The sequence below is a fragment of the Allobosea sp. 05L423 genome (assembly GCF_056397745.1).
The window spans coordinates 536772-552150 of the sequence record NZ_JBFTOA010000001.1 but is presented as its reverse complement, the minus strand read 5'-3'; the positions used below and the strand labels follow the sequence as shown (position 1 = coordinate 552150).

At 66.5% G+C, this 15379-nt stretch carries 18 protein-coding genes and 2 tRNA genes; 7 read left to right on the top strand and 13 right to left on the bottom strand.

Translation table 11 applies throughout. The features are described 5' to 3' along the window. Positions 1-22: 22 nt before the first annotated feature. Together AC1DNE_RS02715 and AC1DNE_RS02710 are read right to left on the bottom strand one after the other, a co-directional pair. Positions 23-130, bottom strand: a complete 108-nt coding sequence (locus AC1DNE_RS02715) for a DUF7696 family protein (RefSeq protein WP_476765498.1) — start codon at positions 128-130, stop codon at positions 23-25. A 36-nt stretch (positions 131-166) separates the two neighbouring features. Next, entirely contained in the window at positions 167-373 is a 207-nt protein-coding gene (locus AC1DNE_RS02710; protein ID WP_476840904.1) for a hypothetical protein, read from the bottom strand. Positions 374-773: 400 nt separating this feature from the next. Here AC1DNE_RS02710 and AC1DNE_RS02705 point away from each other — a divergent pair, with 400 nt between their 5' ends. Next, positions 774-995 (top strand): hypothetical protein, encoded by a 222-nt coding sequence (locus AC1DNE_RS02705; RefSeq protein ID WP_441471602.1) that lies wholly within the window; start codon positions 774-776, stop codon positions 993-995. 394 nt (positions 996-1389) lie between these two features. On the opposite strand, the gene AC1DNE_RS02700 is transcribed toward AC1DNE_RS02705, so the two are convergent. The 3 genes from AC1DNE_RS02700 to AC1DNE_RS02690 all read right to left on the bottom strand — a co-directional run bounded on the left by AC1DNE_RS02700 (position 1390) and on the right by AC1DNE_RS02690 (position 1955). Next, a tRNA-Arg gene (locus AC1DNE_RS02700) sits at positions 1390-1466 on the bottom strand. A 38-nt stretch (positions 1467-1504) separates the two neighbouring features. Then, positions 1505-1810: an ETC complex I subunit gene (locus AC1DNE_RS02695; protein WP_476765499.1), complete on the bottom strand. Its 306-nt coding sequence runs from the start codon at positions 1808-1810 to the stop codon at positions 1505-1507. A 68-nt stretch (positions 1811-1878) separates the two neighbouring features. After that, positions 1879-1955, bottom strand: a tRNA-Pro gene (locus AC1DNE_RS02690). Between the two features lie 491 nt (positions 1956-2446). On the opposite strand from AC1DNE_RS02690, the gene AC1DNE_RS02685 reads away from it, so the two are divergent. Further along, positions 2447-2746, top strand: a complete 300-nt coding sequence (locus AC1DNE_RS02685; RefSeq protein ID WP_441469524.1) for a hypothetical protein — start codon at positions 2447-2449, stop codon at positions 2744-2746. A 94-nt stretch (positions 2747-2840) separates the two neighbouring features. Here AC1DNE_RS02685 and AC1DNE_RS02680 read toward each other — a convergent pair whose 3' ends face one another. Next, the gene (locus AC1DNE_RS02680) at positions 2841-3314 is read right to left on the bottom strand and encodes a DUF192 domain-containing protein (RefSeq protein ID WP_441469525.1); all 474 of its coding nucleotides are present in this window, start codon (positions 3312-3314) and stop codon (positions 2841-2843) included. A 207-nt stretch (positions 3315-3521) separates the two neighbouring features. On the opposite strand from AC1DNE_RS02680, the gene AC1DNE_RS02675 reads away from it, so the two are divergent. After that, complete coding sequence (locus AC1DNE_RS02675) at positions 3522-5369, top strand: hypothetical protein (protein WP_476765500.1); 1848 nt, start codon at positions 3522-3524, stop codon at positions 5367-5369. Continuing rightward, complete coding sequence (locus tag AC1DNE_RS02670; RefSeq protein ID WP_441469527.1) at positions 5359-6072, top strand: CatB-related O-acetyltransferase; 714 nt, start codon at positions 5359-5361, stop codon at positions 6070-6072. The genes AC1DNE_RS02675 and AC1DNE_RS02670 overlap by 11 nt, the downstream gene beginning before the upstream one ends. On the opposite strand, the gene AC1DNE_RS02665 is transcribed toward AC1DNE_RS02670, so the two are convergent. The 5 genes from AC1DNE_RS02665 to aspS form a co-directional block, all read right to left on the bottom strand. Then, positions 6044-7096, bottom strand: coding sequence for an acyltransferase family protein (locus tag AC1DNE_RS02665; protein WP_441469528.1), 1053 nt, complete (start codon positions 7094-7096; stop codon positions 6044-6046). The two genes, AC1DNE_RS02670 and AC1DNE_RS02665, sit on opposite strands and share 29 nt — an antisense overlap. Then, positions 7093-7974 carry a glycosyltransferase family 2 protein gene (locus AC1DNE_RS02660; protein ID WP_441469529.1) on the bottom strand — a complete coding sequence of 294 codons (882 nt, stop codon included), beginning with the start codon at positions 7972-7974 and terminating at the stop codon, positions 7093-7095. Before AC1DNE_RS02660 ends, AC1DNE_RS02665 begins: the two co-directional genes overlap by 4 nt. Before the next feature lie 143 nt (positions 7975-8117). Continuing rightward, a complete protein-coding gene (locus AC1DNE_RS02655) occupies positions 8118-8420 on the bottom strand; it encodes a hypothetical protein (RefSeq protein WP_441469530.1) in 303 nt (100 codons plus the stop codon). 15 nt (positions 8421-8435) lie between these two features. Beyond that, complete coding sequence (locus AC1DNE_RS02650) at positions 8436-8807, bottom strand: hypothetical protein (protein WP_441469531.1); 372 nt, start codon at positions 8805-8807, stop codon at positions 8436-8438. Between the two features lie 5 nt (positions 8808-8812). Further along, positions 8813-10597: an aspartate--tRNA ligase gene (aspS, locus tag AC1DNE_RS02645; protein ID WP_441469532.1), complete on the bottom strand. Its 1785-nt coding sequence runs from the start codon at positions 10595-10597 to the stop codon at positions 8813-8815. 138 nt (positions 10598-10735) lie between these two features. Between aspS and rnd the strand changes: the two genes are divergently transcribed. Continuing rightward, positions 10736-11875: a ribonuclease D gene (gene rnd, locus AC1DNE_RS02640; protein WP_441469533.1), complete on the top strand. Its 1140-nt coding sequence runs from the start codon at positions 10736-10738 to the stop codon at positions 11873-11875. Positions 11876-12007: 132 nt separating this feature from the next. Here rnd and fliP read toward each other — a convergent pair whose 3' ends face one another. After that, positions 12008-12778, bottom strand: a complete 771-nt coding sequence (gene fliP, locus AC1DNE_RS02635; protein ID WP_441469534.1) for a flagellar type III secretion system pore protein FliP — start codon at positions 12776-12778, stop codon at positions 12008-12010. Positions 12779-12926: 148 nt separating this feature from the next. Beyond that, a complete protein-coding gene (locus AC1DNE_RS02630) occupies positions 12927-14315 on the bottom strand; it encodes a hypothetical protein (RefSeq protein WP_476840903.1) in 1389 nt (462 codons plus the stop codon). 209 nt (positions 14316-14524) lie between these two features. On the opposite strand from AC1DNE_RS02630, the gene flgB reads away from it, so the two are divergent. Next, positions 14525-14926, top strand: a complete 402-nt coding sequence (flgB, locus tag AC1DNE_RS02625) for a flagellar basal body rod protein FlgB (protein WP_441469536.1) — start codon at positions 14525-14527, stop codon at positions 14924-14926. Positions 14927-14943: 17 nt separating this feature from the next. Then, on the top strand, positions 14944-15354 hold the full coding sequence (flgC, locus tag AC1DNE_RS02620) for a flagellar basal body rod protein FlgC (RefSeq protein ID WP_400508392.1): 411 nt from the start codon (positions 14944-14946) through the stop codon (positions 15352-15354). Positions 15355-15379: the final 25 nt, after the last annotated feature.

Genomic DNA, 15379 nt, shown 5'->3' with positions numbered 1-15379 from the left:
ATCCGGCAAGTCTTGGATCAATCTACAGCCGTTGGTGATCGACCTCGGCCAGAGACCGCACCTCGCACTCGTGCTTCCATTCCTCCGACCAGGCCGAAACCTCGCGGCCGGCGAGGATGGAGAAGGTCATGGGCGGGTTGTCGGGTGGGTAGGACATCGGCGCAAATCAGTGCTTGGAACGAAGCTTAGCCTGTTCCAGATTCGCTTGCCCCAGGAAAGCCTCGAGCTTCGTTAGCGCTTCAGGCGCCAGCAGGATTTCGATTTCGCTATCGTCGAATCCGCGTCCAACAATGACCGCGGCCCCTCCCGGTTCTACTGTGACAGCAAGATGAGTGATATCGCGCAGCTCGAGCTTCAGCGGTTTGGTCGTCACCGGAGCATCCATCGACGTTAGTGCTCGCACCGGATTAGCATTTTCCCCGATGGAAGTGAGAAGCGGCACTCATCTTCATAGTGAACCGGTGTGCCGTCCTTGAGCGTGTAAGATGTCGTTGGGAGGCCGGGCCACTCGCGCCAGACAATGACGATATGGCGGCTGCCATACTCATCCTGGCAGCACTCTCGATAAAGCTCACACTCAGGCGGCATCGCCCCCGCGCGCGGACGGCCCTGCAGGCTTTCGCAACGCAACCATTTTTCACCTCCCACAACGCTCTTTTGAGGGTTCAACCTGATCGATCGGGGCGGGGTTCCGCACTGGTGTGAAAGCTCTTGCGAACCGCTCCTCAGCACCTAAATTTTTCCCCACGGTTCACTTCTAGGGGAAAGGAGTCATGCCGTTTTTATCATTGACCGATCCTGCCGATCTCGCTCGGGCCTATGCCGCACTGGAGGCCGTCTGGGACGAGGTCAAGAGGTCCATTCCCGAGCCGGAGCATGAAAGGGAGCGGACCAGAATCGCCTGCCTCGTCGCCGGTTTTGCGCCCTTGGCGCTCGACGAGGAGGATCTGAAGCAGAACGTCCTGCTTCATTACAATCATTCAGTGCTCAGCTGAGCCACGCCCGCCGACGATTGCCGGCGGGCTCCTCGTCGACTTGTCACGGCGCTCTTCGGCTTTCTCGTAGTGTTCGCTGATTCTCCCGCGAGACGAGAGATTGTGCCGCCGCACTTGGAGCAGCGATAGCGCAGGCAGATGTCCGGGATCGGCAGATCGCCAGGCAGCCCGTACAGGCTGATCTCAGCATAGCGAACACAGTCGTTACACCAGACCTCCGCCAGCTTGTATCCGGGAGATCGAGCAGTATTGCCGTGAAGCCCAGCGGAAGGTGCTGGCCAGAGCCGCCATGGCGAAATCCGCCGCGGCATTCGATCAGGATTTGACTAACGAGAAACCGGCTAGTCAAATCGGCGGATCTAACCCCTTAAAAGGAAAGGAGTTTTTAGGAGAATGGCGAGCCCGGCAGGATTCGAACCTGCGACCGATAGCTTAGAAGGCTATTGCTCTATCCAACTGAGCTACGGGCCCGAAAGCGAAGGGAGGGCCCCTCGCCTGTCGTCATCGCGTCAATGCGTCCACTGACCGACGCGCGTATACTTGAAATTGTCCGAGTAGGAGACCGAGCGGCGCTTCGGATCATGCGGCTGCTCGACGCGGAAAGGAATGCCATTGCGCGTGGCATAGGCGACGGCTTCCGCCTCGTTGTCGAACCAGAGCCTGAGCTGGCTCTTCATGTCCGACGAAGAGGTCCAACCCATAAGAGGCTCGATCTCGCGCGGCCGCTCCGGCTCGTATTCGAGCAGCCAGCGCTCGGTTTTGGCGGTGCCGGACTGCATGGCCGTACGGGCCGGTCGGTAGATACGTGCGGTCATGAATAGCGCTCGGCCGTCACCAGATTTGCTCCGGCCCGGGAGCCGGGCCGTATTGTACCGGTCTGGAATGGTCGGGGCACCAGGATTCGAACCTGGGACCCTCTGCTCCCAAAGCAGATGCGCTACCGGGCTGCGCTATACCCCGACAGTCCGCAAGTGTATCGTATCACTCGCAAAACCATCACGACAGTTCCAAAACCACCTGCCGCAACGCGGAACGAAATAGCATCGTCGGGACGGTTTGGGAACAGGAAGTTCCCATTAACGCCCAGCGATGTTTTCCGGCCGTTTGTCTCGTCCCTCCATCGCTCTTGGGAACGAGCATCGCTCCCCTCCCATGTAACCCGGCGGCCGACGCTATCGCCGCTCGAGAAGCGGCTCGCCTCTTGCGGAAGGCGGCGGCCTTCGGCGGGCGCCGGTGGCGCACTCCTTGAAGCGCTCGGCTCCACGCCACAAGGAACGCGCCGATATGAAACAGGTCGCACCGTTCCGGCACAGCCGGGGTCCTGCCGAAGCCTCACCGATCAACGCCTGGATCAGAGTGCTCGTTGTGCTCGTCCTGGCTGCGTACATCGCGCGTGCAGCCCTGCATCTCCACCAGCTTCTCATAGCTGCAAAGCCCTGAAGGAACGCGCCATGAAACGAGGAAATCCGCTCTCGCGCGCTGCGCGCCTGGCAAAGACGAGGCGCGAGCAGGAAGAGGCCAGAAGAGAGCGCGAGAAGCACTTCCCCAAGCCGCACCTTGTGCGGGAGGTCGACCCGTCGAACAGGGACGAGAACGACGAATCGGAGAAGCCGCGGCAGGCCCTGACAGCGGAAGCGGACGGATCCCACGTTCGCCGGGAGCTGCCGCGTTCGCTGCGCTGGCGCATCCCGGGCGTCGTCCCCGCCTCGTCGTGGGAGAACGTGATCTTCGCCTTCGTCCCCGCACGGTAGCGCAACCCGAAGCCTGGCCGGCCGTTCACGAAGTTTTGCGGGCGGCCGTCACGAAGCGGGCTTTATTCGCCAGCAGCCCCCGCCTCGCCGCCTCTCAGCGTTTGAACAGCGGATGCTCGACCTTGTCTCCAGGCTTGAGGCCAAGCTGCTTGCTGACGCCGCCATTGATCTCGAGCACCGACAGCACCGGCTCGCCGGCGGGAATCGTGCGCGTCGAAAGCGGCTCCGTCCGCTCCGCGATGCGCGCGATGGTGCCGTCCGCTCGAATGAACAGCATGTCGAGCGAGATGTAGGTGTTCTGCATCCACATCGCCACCGGCTCGCTGGCGCCGAAGTCGAACAACATACCCCGATCGGCCGGCATGTAGTTGCGGAACATCAGCCCCTTCGCGCGCTGGTCGGGCGTGCGCATCACCTCGACCTGGAAGGCATGCCGCGTGCCGCCGCTCACGATCACGAGCGGTTCGAGCCCGGCGCCGGCTGAGGCAGGCTGGCTCTGGGCGGCGGCGGGCATCAGCGCCATCAGGACGAGAACGATTGCGGCGAAAGCGGTCTTGAAGGCGTGCATCGCGTCCCAACTCCATGGCGGCCATCGCCATTCTCATGCTTTAGAAGCGGCGGATGGCGAATCTTCGGCAGATGGCCGTGTCCGCCATCTTCCGGTCAAGCCTTTCCTCGTCATATGAATGCAGGACGCTGCCTCCCAGAGTTCGGCGGCTTTCTTTCGCTATCCGCTCGCGGCAGTTTCGCCCGGCCAATGAAGCAGGAGTCCCTTATGTCGATCGCGCGCCTTCGTCGGCCGACGCATCTCACCGGCACGGCCTTGACGGCCGTCCTCATCGCCTTTGCGTCTCCCGTCTGGGCCGCCGATTTCCAGATCGACAACGTCAAGATCGATCTCGGCCGGATGGTGATCAATGCGCCGAAGATCACCGTCAAAGGCTCTACGCTGGAGAAGGATGTCTTCCTCGCCCTGTTCACCAGCACCGCCGGTGATTCGGCGGCGGCGCGCGCGGGCCGGCTGAATGCGACCGAGATCAGCGCACCCGAGCTGACCATGGTGCAGAATTTCGGCGATCAGAAGCAGACGACGACCTATCGCGACATCCGCCTCACCGACATCCGCGAAGGCAGGATCGGCCACGGTGAATCCGCCAGCGGAACGATCGTCGGCGACGGTGGCGCCACCGGCCCGATCAAGGGCGAGCTGAAGCGCACGGCCTTCGACGCCTTCGACCTGCGCCAGAGCGCGCGGGTGCTGACCGAGAAGGCTGCGCCGGGCGTCGAGGAGAAGATGTCGCCGCTGATCGGCAGCTTCGAGCAGGACGGCTACACCCTTGACATGGGCAAGGCCGGCAAGGCGTCGCTGGGCAAGACCACTGCGCGCGGTTTCGCCGCCAAGGTCGGCCCCGAGCCACTGCTCGACGTCGTCAACCAGCTCGCCGCCGCCTCCGAGGAGGTCGAGAAGAAAGAGGCCGGCAAGAAGGACGGCAAGGCCGAGCAGAGCGAGGAGAAATCCGCGCAGAAGAGCGACGCCGAGAAGCGACTCGGTCTGTCCATGCTCTCGCTCTTCGACATGTTCGAATATGGCAGCGGCGAGGCTCGCGACTTCGCCATGACCGTTTCTGCCCCGCCGCAATCGGACACCAAGCCGGATGCGGTCGACATCAAGATCGCCCGCATGGCCTTTGGCGAGAATACGCCGGCCAAGTCGGGCTTCGCTCTCGAAGGTTTCCGCTTCAGCTCCGGCCCCGCCAAGGGCGGCATCGACACGATCAGCTATTCCGGCTTCTCCTTCGCGCCGGTCTTCCGCGAGTTGCGCGCAGCGCTGACGGAGCCTGACAAGCCGATCGAAGAGCTCGACTTCCGCCGCTTCATCCCGACCATCGGCACGGTGCGCCTCGCCGGGATCTCGATCGACGCGCCGCCGGCCATCACCGGCAAGGACGCGATCAAGATCGCGCTCGGCACCTTCGAGCTCAAGGCCGGCGAGCAGCTCAACGGCATCCCGACCAGCCTCGCGCTGACCATCGACAAGCTGGTGACCCCGATCGTCGACACGGCCGGCAACCCGGCCGCCAAGGACATGATCGCGATGGGCATCCGCTCGCTCGATCTTTCGGCCAAGCTCGACTTGGCCTGGGAGGCGGCGAAGAACGAGCTCGCCATCCGCAGCCTGTCGCTGGGCAGCGCCGGCCTCGTCCAGCTTGACGCCTCCGGCACGCTCGGCAACGTCACGAAGGACCTGTTCTCCAGCGATCTCGCCCTCGCCCAGGTCGCCGCGCTCGGCGCCACCGCGCGCAATCTGCAGGTCAAGCTGCAGAATTTCGGCCTGGTCGAGAAGATGATCGAGAACGAGGCCCGCAAGTCGAAGCGCAAGGTCGAGGAAGTCCGCCAGCAGTATGCGATGATCGCAAGCCTCGGCCTTGCCGCGATCCTCGGCCCCTCCGACGCCGCCAAGACGCTGACCGCGGCGGTCTCGCGCTTCGTCGCGAAGCCCGGCACGCTCAACGTCCAGGCCAGCGCCAAGTCGCAGACCGGCCTCGGCCTCGCCGACGTCATCACCATGACCGAGCCGACGGAAATCTTCGACAAGATCGACCTGAAGGCCGATGCCCTCTGATCTGGAGGGCGTCATCGCTGCCGAGGATCGCGACTGGCGCCCCTCGCGCCTGCAAGGATGGTGGGCAGGACTGCCCGCCGTCCCGCGCGGCTGGCTGCGCAAACGGCTGAACCCGAACAACCAGACCCGGCTACACTTGGCGCATCTCCTTGCACGGCGGCCGGGGCAATTCGTCTTCGGCCGCTACACCTATGGCCGCCCGAAGGTGCGCTTCCCCGAAAGCGGGGCGAGGCTCGCCATCGGCCGCTACGGCTCGATCGCCGACGGCGTCGAGATCCTGCTGGGCGGCAATCACCGGCTCGACTGGGCGACGACCTACCCCTTCCCCGCGCTGCCTCGCCTCTGGCCGGAGACGGCGGGCGTGAGCGGCCACGACACCACGCGTGGCGACGTCGTCATCGGCCACGATGTCTGGCTCGGCTCGCAATGCATGATCCTGTCCGGCCTCCGCATCGGCCATGGCGCCGTGGTGGCGGCCCGGGCCGTCGTGACGCGCGACGTGCCGCCCTATGCGATCGTCGCGGGCAATCCGGCCCGCGTCGTCAGGCTGCGCTTCGGCGAGGCAACTGTCGCGGCACTTCTCGAGAGCCGCTGGTGGGAGCTTCCGCGCGAACGGCTCGCCCCCCTCCTTCCGCTCCTCATGAGCGAGCGGATCGGGGAGTTCGTCGCCGCGGTCAGGACGCGCGCAGCAACCGGCGCTTGAGGTTGAGCGCCGGCTTCTCGACCAGGAACCAGGACAAGGCCGCGATCACGAAGGTCGCAACCATAGAGGGCCACAGCAGCGCAACCGCGCCAAGGGCCGGAAACAGCGCGTGCAGAGCCTGCTGCACCGGCCAGCCATAGAGATAGACGCCGTAGGACAGGTCTGCCGGCGGCTCTACCGAGCGGCGCGTCAACGCCGGGGCGAGTGCGATCACGAGAACGCCCCAGGCCGTGACGAGATAAAGCGCCGCCTTGTAGAACGGCGTGTAAGCGAGCGGCACCAGCGCGAGAAGCGCGAGCGCCAGCAGCGGCAGCGAGAGCGTCACCCGCTCGCGATAGAGATAGATGACGCCGCCGGCGAGGAAGATCAGCGGCAGGCGCAGGGCCGTCTCCGTGCCCTTCGGTCCGTGGGGCATCAGCACCTCGCGCAGGACCACCGCCATGGTGAGGGCAGCAAGCGCGGCCAGGGCCAGCCGCGGCCTGGCGAGCAGGCCGGCGAGACCCGCGACCAGAACCCCGAGATAGCAGAGCGTCTCGTATTTCAGCGTCCAGACCGTCCCCATCGGGAATTGCAGCGGATTGCCCTCGAACACGCCCGGCAGGGCGGCTGCGCTCTTGAAGCTGGTCAGCGTCGCGCTGATGAAGCGCCACAGCCGCGGATCGCTGAAATACGCCGCCCGGTCGAGGTTCGTCATCAGCGCGCCGAGCACGAGGGCCACGATCAGCGTCGCCGCAATCAGGCCGGGCGCGATGCGCAGCACCCGCGCCAGCACATAGTCGCGCCAGCCACGTCGCAGGAAGCTCATCGTGACGAGGAAGCCGGAGATCGCGAAGAAGCCGTTGACGGCATGCTCGCCCAGCGTGAAGCCCGTCGTCGCGAACCAGGGCTCCTGCTCGAGCCGCCCGTCGGTGACGCTGAAGGCGTGCGAGATCACCACGGCCACGGCCATGACCAAGCGCAGCACGCCGAAATTGTTGTGCGGATTGGCGAGCGCTTTCGCGACACGCGGCGCACGCCCGATCATGGCGAAACCTCCAGCCCCTCATGCGCCAGCGCCGTCCTGCCGCGACGCCAGGCCCGCGCCCCCGCGACCGAGCCGGCATGGGCGCTCATCTTCTCGCGGTTGAGCAGAAGGCCGTAGCCGATCGCCTTGCCGAAATTCTCCAGCGTGCGGATCGGGCCCGGCTCCGGCAGGCGGTATTTGCGGGCGATATAGCCTTCCGACCAGGCCAGATGCCAGCGTGCCTTGAACCGGCGCTGCGGCGATGGCGCGCTCGAGCGACCGCGGCCATGCCGCGCCTCGGCACGATGGACATGGATCAGCGCATGGCCGGCATCGCGCATGCGCCGGCACAGGTCGTCATCCTCGTAGAACAGGAAGATCGCCGGGTCGAAGCCGCCCAGCGCGACGAACAGCTCGCGCCGGATCAGCAGGCAGGCGCCGGAGAGGAAGGGCAGGCAGGCGTCGCCTTCCGGCACGACCATGCCACCGCTGCGGTTGAGATGATCAGGCGAGAGCAGCGAACGTGGCTGCAGGAAGACCCGGCCCGAAGGCTCGATGATACGCGGCGCCAGCATCCCGGCATCGGGATAGCGCCCGGCCGCTTCCAGCAGCGCTGTGGCCGCGCCCGGGCGTAGTTCCAGATCGGGATTGACGATCAGCACATACGGCGTGTCGGCCGCGGCGATACCGATATTGTTGCCGCGTCCGTAGCCCTCGTTGCGGGCGTTCGCGATCACTCTTGCGCCCTTCGCCGCGGCGACGCTGCGGCTTTCGTCCTGGCTGGCATTGTCGACGACGATCGCCGGCACGCCCTCGGCCGCCAGCGCATCAAGGCAGGCGGGCAGAACCTCGGCGCTGTCGTAGCTGACGACGATGGCGGTGATGGCGGCGGCGGGCATTGCGGCCTTGTGGCCTCGACACTGCGCGGGACGCAAGCGAATTCACAGCATCGGACCGAAAAGCGGAATCCGGCTTTCGGAGGAATCCGTTGCTTTCACAAAGAGCTAGTTGCCGCGCTGCGTTCGGCATGACGCACGGCGATCTAGCGCCGGGCGAGCGCGCCGATCTCGCCTTGCACGCGCTCGCGCTCCGCCGTGTCGCAGCGGTGCGGCGCCTTGTAGGATTTCACCGCGTAGCCGGCATTGGCCTCGATGAAGCGCTGGCGGTCCTGCCGGTCGAGCCGGGCGATGATGCGGCCGCGGTCGACGCGCAGGCCGCAATCATAGGCGCGCGAGACCGTCGCGGCGGCATACTCCACGGTGCCTGGCGGCGGGCCGGCCACGCTGGTGCACCCGGCAATCCCGAGGAGCATCAGCCCCGCGGCGAACAGCTTGGCAGTGGTCATGAAATCGGCAGCCGCTCAGGAGGCGTCGAAGTTCCCGCCGCGGATGCGGCCCATCCGTTCCTTGAGCTGCCCCCGCTCCTCGACCGTGCAAGGCTCGGGGCGGATACCCTGGTTGACGGTCTCGGCCTCGGACACGCTGACATAGGCAGAACGGGCAGCGGCAAGCTGTTCGTCACTCGCCCCGCGCGCCTTCTCCGCGGCGAGGAAGCGATCGAGCGTGCCGCGCTGCGGCTTGGCCGCCTTGCAGGCCGTCGCGCGCGAGACGGTCGTGGCCAGCGCCGAGGCACGCCCGGCGCTGGTATCGGCTTCGCCGGCGACGCAGGCGCCGAGCGGCAGCGCAAGAAGGCAGGCGAGCGACAGGGCTCGCCCGGCAGGCAGCGAAGGCATGGTGGTCAGCCGTTCTTCTCGGGCAGGTTGACGCGCAGATGCGCCTCGCGCAGCTGCTTCGGCGTCGCCTCGGCCGGCGCGCCCATCAGCAGGTCGACCGCCTGCTGGTTCATCGGGAACAGCGCGACCTCGCGCAGGTTCGTCGCGCGCGCCAGCAACATGATGATGCGGTCCACGCCCGCCGCCATGCCGCCATGCGGCGGGGCGCCGTACTGGAACGCGCGATACATGCCGCCGAAGCGCTCGATCACCGTCTCCTCGCCATAGCCGGCGATCTCGAAGGCCTTCACCATTGCCTCGGGGCGGTGGTTGCGGATGCCGCCGGAGGCCAGCTCGAAGCCGTTGCAGGCGATGTCGTACTGGAAGGCCTTGAGCGAGAGCGGGTCTTCCTCGGTCAGCGCCTTCAGACCGCCCTGCGGCATCGAGAAGGGGTTGTGCGAGAAATCGACCTTCTTCTCGTCCTCGTTGTACTCGAACATCGGGAAATCGACGATCCAGGCGAAGGCGAAGACGTTCTCGTCGATCAGGTTGAGCTCCTGGCCGACCTTGTTCCGGGCGCTGCCGGCGAACTTGTAGAACTTGTCCGGATCGCCCGCGACGAAGAAGCAGGCGTCGCCGCCCTTCAGCCCCATCTGCTTGATGATCGCGGCGACGCGCTCAGGCCCGATGTTGTTGGCGATCGGCCCCTGGCCCTCGCCGTCTTCCTTGACCATCAGGTAGCCGAGGCCGGGCTGGCCCTCGCCCTGCGCCCAGGAGTTCATCCGGTCGCAGAAGGCGCGCGAACCGCCGCCCGGCGCAGGGATCGCCCAGACGCGGTTCTTCTCGCCCTCGAGGATGCGCGCGAAGACCTTGAAGCCCGAGCCGCGGAAATGCTCGGAGACATCCTGCATCACCAGCGGGTTGCGCAGGTCGGGCTTGTCGGAGCCGTATTTGGCGATCGACTCGGCATAGGGAATGCGCGGCCAGTTCTTCTGGACGGTGCGGCCCTCGGCGAATTCCTCGAACACGCCGGTGATCACCGGCTCCATCGTCGCGAACACGTCCTCCTGCTCGACGAAGCTCATCTCGACGTCGAGCTGGTAGAACTCCCCCGGCAGGCGGTCGGCGCGCGGATCCTCGTCGCGGAAGCAGGGCGCGATCTGGAAATAGCGGTCGAAGCCCGCCATCATCAGGAGCTGCTTGTACTGCTGCGGCGCCTGCGGTAGCGCGTAGAACTTGCCCGGATGCAGGCGGCTCGGCACCAGGAAGTCGCGCGCGCCTTCCGGCGAGGACGCGGTCAGGATCGGCGTCTGGAACTCCGAGAAGCCCGAATCCTTCATGCGGCGGCGCATCGAGTCGATGACCTTGGTGCGCAGCATGATGTTGTTGTGCAGCTTCTCGCGACGCAGGTCGAGGAAGCGGTACTTGAGGCGGGTATCCTCGGGATATTCGAGATCGCCGAAGACCGGCAGCGGCAATTCGGCCGAGGGACCGAGCACCTCGATGCCTGTCGCGAAGACCTCGACCGCACCGGTCGGCAGGTTGGCGTTCTCGGTGCCGGCGAGACGGGGCTTGACCTTGCCGTCGATGCGCACGACCCATTCCGAGCGCAGCGTCTCGGCATCCGCAAAGGCCGGCGAATCCGGATCCACCACTACCTGCGTCATGCCGTAATGGTCGCGCAGGTCGATGAAGAGCACGCCGCCATGGTCGCGGATGCGGTGGCACCAGCCGGAGAGGCGAACGGTCTGACCGATGTCGCTCTCGCGGAGCGCGCCGCAGGTGTGGGAACGGTAGCGATGGAGGGTCACGGCACTGTCTTTCGGAAAGGCAATGGAAGCCGGCCAAATCGGGCCGGCCGCAGCTTGCGGGCTAACCACACGCGCGCGCCTAAAATGTCAAGAACGGCCGCGACATCCGGCCCCGGACTCTGCTAAGAGCCGAAGGCCATGCATCTGATCACTGATACCGCCGAGCTCGCCGCCGCCTGCGACCGCCTCGCCGCCCACCCTTTCGTGACGGTCGATACCGAGTTCCTGCGCGAGACGACCTATTATCCGAAGCTCTGCCTGATCCAGCTCGCCTCGCCGGACGAGGCCGTTCTGGTTGATCCGCTGGCGCCCGATCTCGACCTCGCCCCGTTCTTCGGGCTGATGGTCAACGCGTCCGTGGTAAAGGTCTTCCACGCCGCCCGGCAGGATCTGGAAATCGTTTGGCTGCTCGGGCGCGTGCTGCCGGCGCCGCTTTTCGATACTCAGGTCGCCGCCATGGTCTGCGGCTACGGCGACTCGGTCGGCTACGAGCAGCTCGCCAACGATCTCGCCAAGGCCCGCATCGACAAGTCCTCCCGCTTCACCGACTGGTCGCGCCGCCCGCTCACCGAAGCACAGCTCGCCTATGCCGAATCGGATGTCACCTATCTGCGCCAGATCTATCTCGCGCTGAAGGCCGATCTCGATGCGAGCGGCCGCGAGAGCTGGGTCGCCGAGGAAATGGCGGTGCTGACCTCGCCCGGGACCTACGAGGTCAAGCCGGAGAATGCCTGGCAGCGGCTGAAGGGGCGTGTCCGCAAGCCGCGCGAACTGCCGATCCTGATGGAGGTTGCCGCCTGGCGCGAGCGTGAGGCTCAGGGCCGTGACGTGCCGCGTCAGCGTGTTCTCAAGGACGACGCGCTAATGGACATCGTCCAGCGCGGCCCACGCACGGTCGAAGCCCTTGCCGAGTTGCGCTCGGTCCCCAACGGCTTCGAGCGCTCGCGCAACGGTGCCGAGGTTCTCGCCGCGATCGAGCGCTCGGCCGCGATCGATCCAAAGACCTTGCCCAGGCTGGAGCGCGAACGCGGCCGGCCGGCCAACGGCGCCGTGCTCGACTTGCTCAAGGTGCTGCTCAAGGCGGTGGCCGATGCCGAGCGCGTCGCACCGAAGATCATCGCCTCGAGCGACGATCTCGAAGCCATTGCCTCGGACGAGCTCTCCGACGTGCCGGCGCTCAAGGGCTGGCGGCGGGAAGTCTTCGGCGAGAAGGCCCTGGCACTGAAGAACGGTTCGCTCAGCCTGCGCATCCAGCGCGGCCGGGTCGTGGTGAGCTGAAGCTTACGGGAGCCGCACCGTCATTCTCGGGCGAAGCGAAGCGCAGACCCGAGAATCTCCTTCCGGTCGAGGCTCCCGCGGCCACGCGTCACGAGATGCCCGGGTCAAGCCCGAGCATGACGAGCGACTTCCTCAGCCCCCGACCCCGTAGCTCTTCACCAGCGAGCCGGTGACGAGCCCCCAGCCGTCGACCAGCACGAAGAAGATCAGCTTGAATGGCAGCGCCACCGTCACCGGCGGCAGCATCATCATGCCCACTGACATCAGGATCGAGGCCACCACGAGGTCGATGATCAGGAAGGGCACGAACAGCAGGAAGCCGATCTCGAAGGCACGTCGCAGCTCCGAGATCATGAAGGCAGGAACCAGCACCTCGACGCCGACGTCCTGCGGCTGCTGCGGGCGCGGCCCCTGCGACATGTCGAGGAAGAGCGCCAGATCCTTCTCGCGGACATGCCTGAGCATGAAGGTCTTGAAGGGCACGACGCCGCGGTTATAGGCCTCCTGCGGCTGGATCTGCCCCGCGACAAGCGGCTGCACGGCGTTGGTGTAGGCCTCCCGCAGCGTCGGCGCCATGACGAATCCGGTGAGGAATAGCGAAAGCCCGATGATCACGGCATTGGGCGGCGCGGTCTGCGTGCCCAGCGCCGAGCGCAGCAGCGACAGCACCACCACGATCCGGGTGAACGACGTCACCATGATCAGGATCGAAGGCGCCAGCGACAGCACCGTGATGACGGCGATGAGCTGCAGCGCCCGCTCGGCGACGCCGCCACCCTGCCCCAGATCGAGCGACAATGTCTGCGGCAGCGCCGGTGTCGCCTGCAGCGCGAGCAGCAGCGCGGCGGCCAGCAGGGCGCGCCCGAAACGATAGCGTCTCGCTGGTCTGGAACTCGATGTCACACGCGGCTGCCGCTACGCCCGACTCACGCGATCGGACCGCACGAGGCTAGTCACGGCAAAGCGCCGCGCAACCGGTGCGCGGCGCCTCAGGACCGGAGGGCCGACATTCCTGTTGATGGCCGCCGGCAGCGGCATCAACCGAGATCGTTCAGGACTTCGCCTTGGGGTCGCGTCCGAGCAGGCGGGCGAATTCCGCCTCGATGGCATCGACCGAGAAGGGATCGAGCTCCTTCGTCTCGGGCTCAGCCGGCTTGTCGGCCTTGGGCTTCACCTCGGGCTCGGGCTCGGGCACGGCCTCGGGTTTGGCCTCCCGCTCGGGCTCCGGCTTGGCGACGGCTGCGAAAGCCTCCTCGAACTCGTCCTCGTCGATCACCGGCGTGGGCTCGCTCGGCTTGGGATGCGCAACCGGCGGTGGCGGCTCCGGCGCCTTCATCTCGACCGGCTTCGGCTCGGGAGCCTTCACGGCGGGCGCAGGAGCAGGCGCCGGGGCGGCGGCAGGCTTGGGAGCCGTACGCTCCGGCGTCAGCCCCAGCGCGGCCGCAAGCTCCGCCTCGACATCGCTCGGGAGCACCGGCTGGCGCGGCGGCGCGGCCGGGACCGGGGCCGGTTCAGGCTTCAGCGCGACCTTCGGCTCGGGCGCCGGTGGCGGCGGAAGCGGCGGTGGCGGCTCGACCGGCTCGGCGGGCGGCTTCGGCGCTTCCGCAACCGGCTTCTCGAAGGGCCTGACCGGCGGCACGGGCGGCTTCACCGGCGGGGCAGCGCTTTCCTGCACCGCTTCGCCCGGCAGATTGGCGGGGCGCACCGCAGAGAAGGGGCGCTTCAGCGCCTCCTCGAGCTGGCGCGTCATGTCGTCGAGCTCGCCCGCGCTGACAGCCGGCGGCGGCGCATGTTCGCGTGCGAAACTCGGGGCTGGGCCCGTTGTGAGGGGCGGAATCGGAGCTGGCGGCGCCGGCGGAACGACAGGTTTCGGCGCCGGCTGTGTCTCGCCGCCACCAAGGCCGAGCGCAGCTGCAACTCCCGCGCTCGCGGCGGCAGCAGCGGCGACCTCGCCATGCGTCGGCCCCGAACGCGTCGGCAACGGCGGCAGAACGTCGGGAGCCTCGGCGACAGCAGGCGTCCTGCGCAGTTCGTCGCCGGGGCGCGCAGGCGGTTCGGCCGGCGGAACCAGCGTCTCGAAAGGCGGCAGCGGGCGGTCGGGCAGCGCCGTCTCATTGTAGTTCGGCGCGACCGCGCGGCTACCGCTGCGCATGATATTGGCTTCGACCACGACGTCGGAGGCACCGCCGATCATGACGAGGTGTTCGACATTGTCGCGCCTGATCAGAACGAGCTGGCGCTGGCGGTCGAGATCGTAGCTGTCGACGACACCGAGGCGAGGCTGGCGCTGGCGCCCCCCGGCCTGGCCGCGCAGCCGCAACCGCCCGCCCTGGATCTGCCGCACGAAAAGTCCGAGCAGGGCGAGAAGCACAAGGATGACGACAGAGGCGACGATCACCTTCTGTGCGGTCGAGAGTTCCAATCCGAACAAGCTCTGCAAGGTCTGCCTCATCTGCGAAGACGGCCCCGGGCGGCCGAAGTTCCGCACGAGGTTCAACACCTTAGCTATAGCATAACGCTTTCACCATCGGGAAACATGGTGAACGCGTGGTTAACGCGACCTATGAAATGCCGCAGACTTAACCGGTTGTTAACCATGAGCCCGGCAGGATTTGCCTAGTATCCGGCAGTGCAGCGAGGGGCTGGGCCATGGCGAATGACGGCTTGAGCATCGGCGGCGGCCTGATGCAGGCGCTGAAGCTGCGCATGCAGTACCAGCAGTCGCGCCAGAAGATTCTGGCCGAGAACGTCGCCAATGCCGACAGCCCGGGCTTCCGCCCGGTCGACCTGAAGCAGCCGAGCGTCGACCCGGCCCGCGCCGGCGTGGCCCTCGCCCGCACCAGCGCCGGCCATATGAGCCTGTCCACCGGCAATGGCGGCTTCGACGGCACCGGCGCCCCGCGCTTCGAGACGACCCCGAACGGCAATGCGGTGAACCTCGAGGACGAGATGCTCAAGGTCGCGCAGAACCAGTCGGACTACCAGCTGGCCGCCTCGCTCTACAGCAAGGGTCTCGGCCTGATGAAGATCGCCATCGGCAAGGGACGCTAAAGGATGGGGCGCTGATCATGGATCTGATCAAGAGCATCGCCGTCGCCGCTTCGGGCCTGCGCAGCCAGTCCGGCCGCATGCGCGTCATCTCGGAGAACATCGCCAACGCCGATTCCGGCCCCGAGCGCGCCGGCGCCGAGCCCTATCGTCGCAAGGTCCCGACCTTCCAGCGCCATTTCGACCGCGAGCTCGACGCGCAGCTGGTCGCGCTCGGCAAGGTCCAGCGCGACCAGAGCGCCTTCAAGGTCAAGCATGAGCCGGGCAATCCGGCAGCGGACGCCAAGGGCGACGTGCAGATGCCCAACGTCAATTCGCTGGTCGAGATGGTCGACATGCGCGAGGCCCAGCGCAGCTACGAGGCCAACCTCAACCTGATCTCTTCGACGCGCCGGATGATCCAGCGCACCATCGATATCCTGCGCGCCTGAACCGCGCGGCTCCAGAAGGGGACTG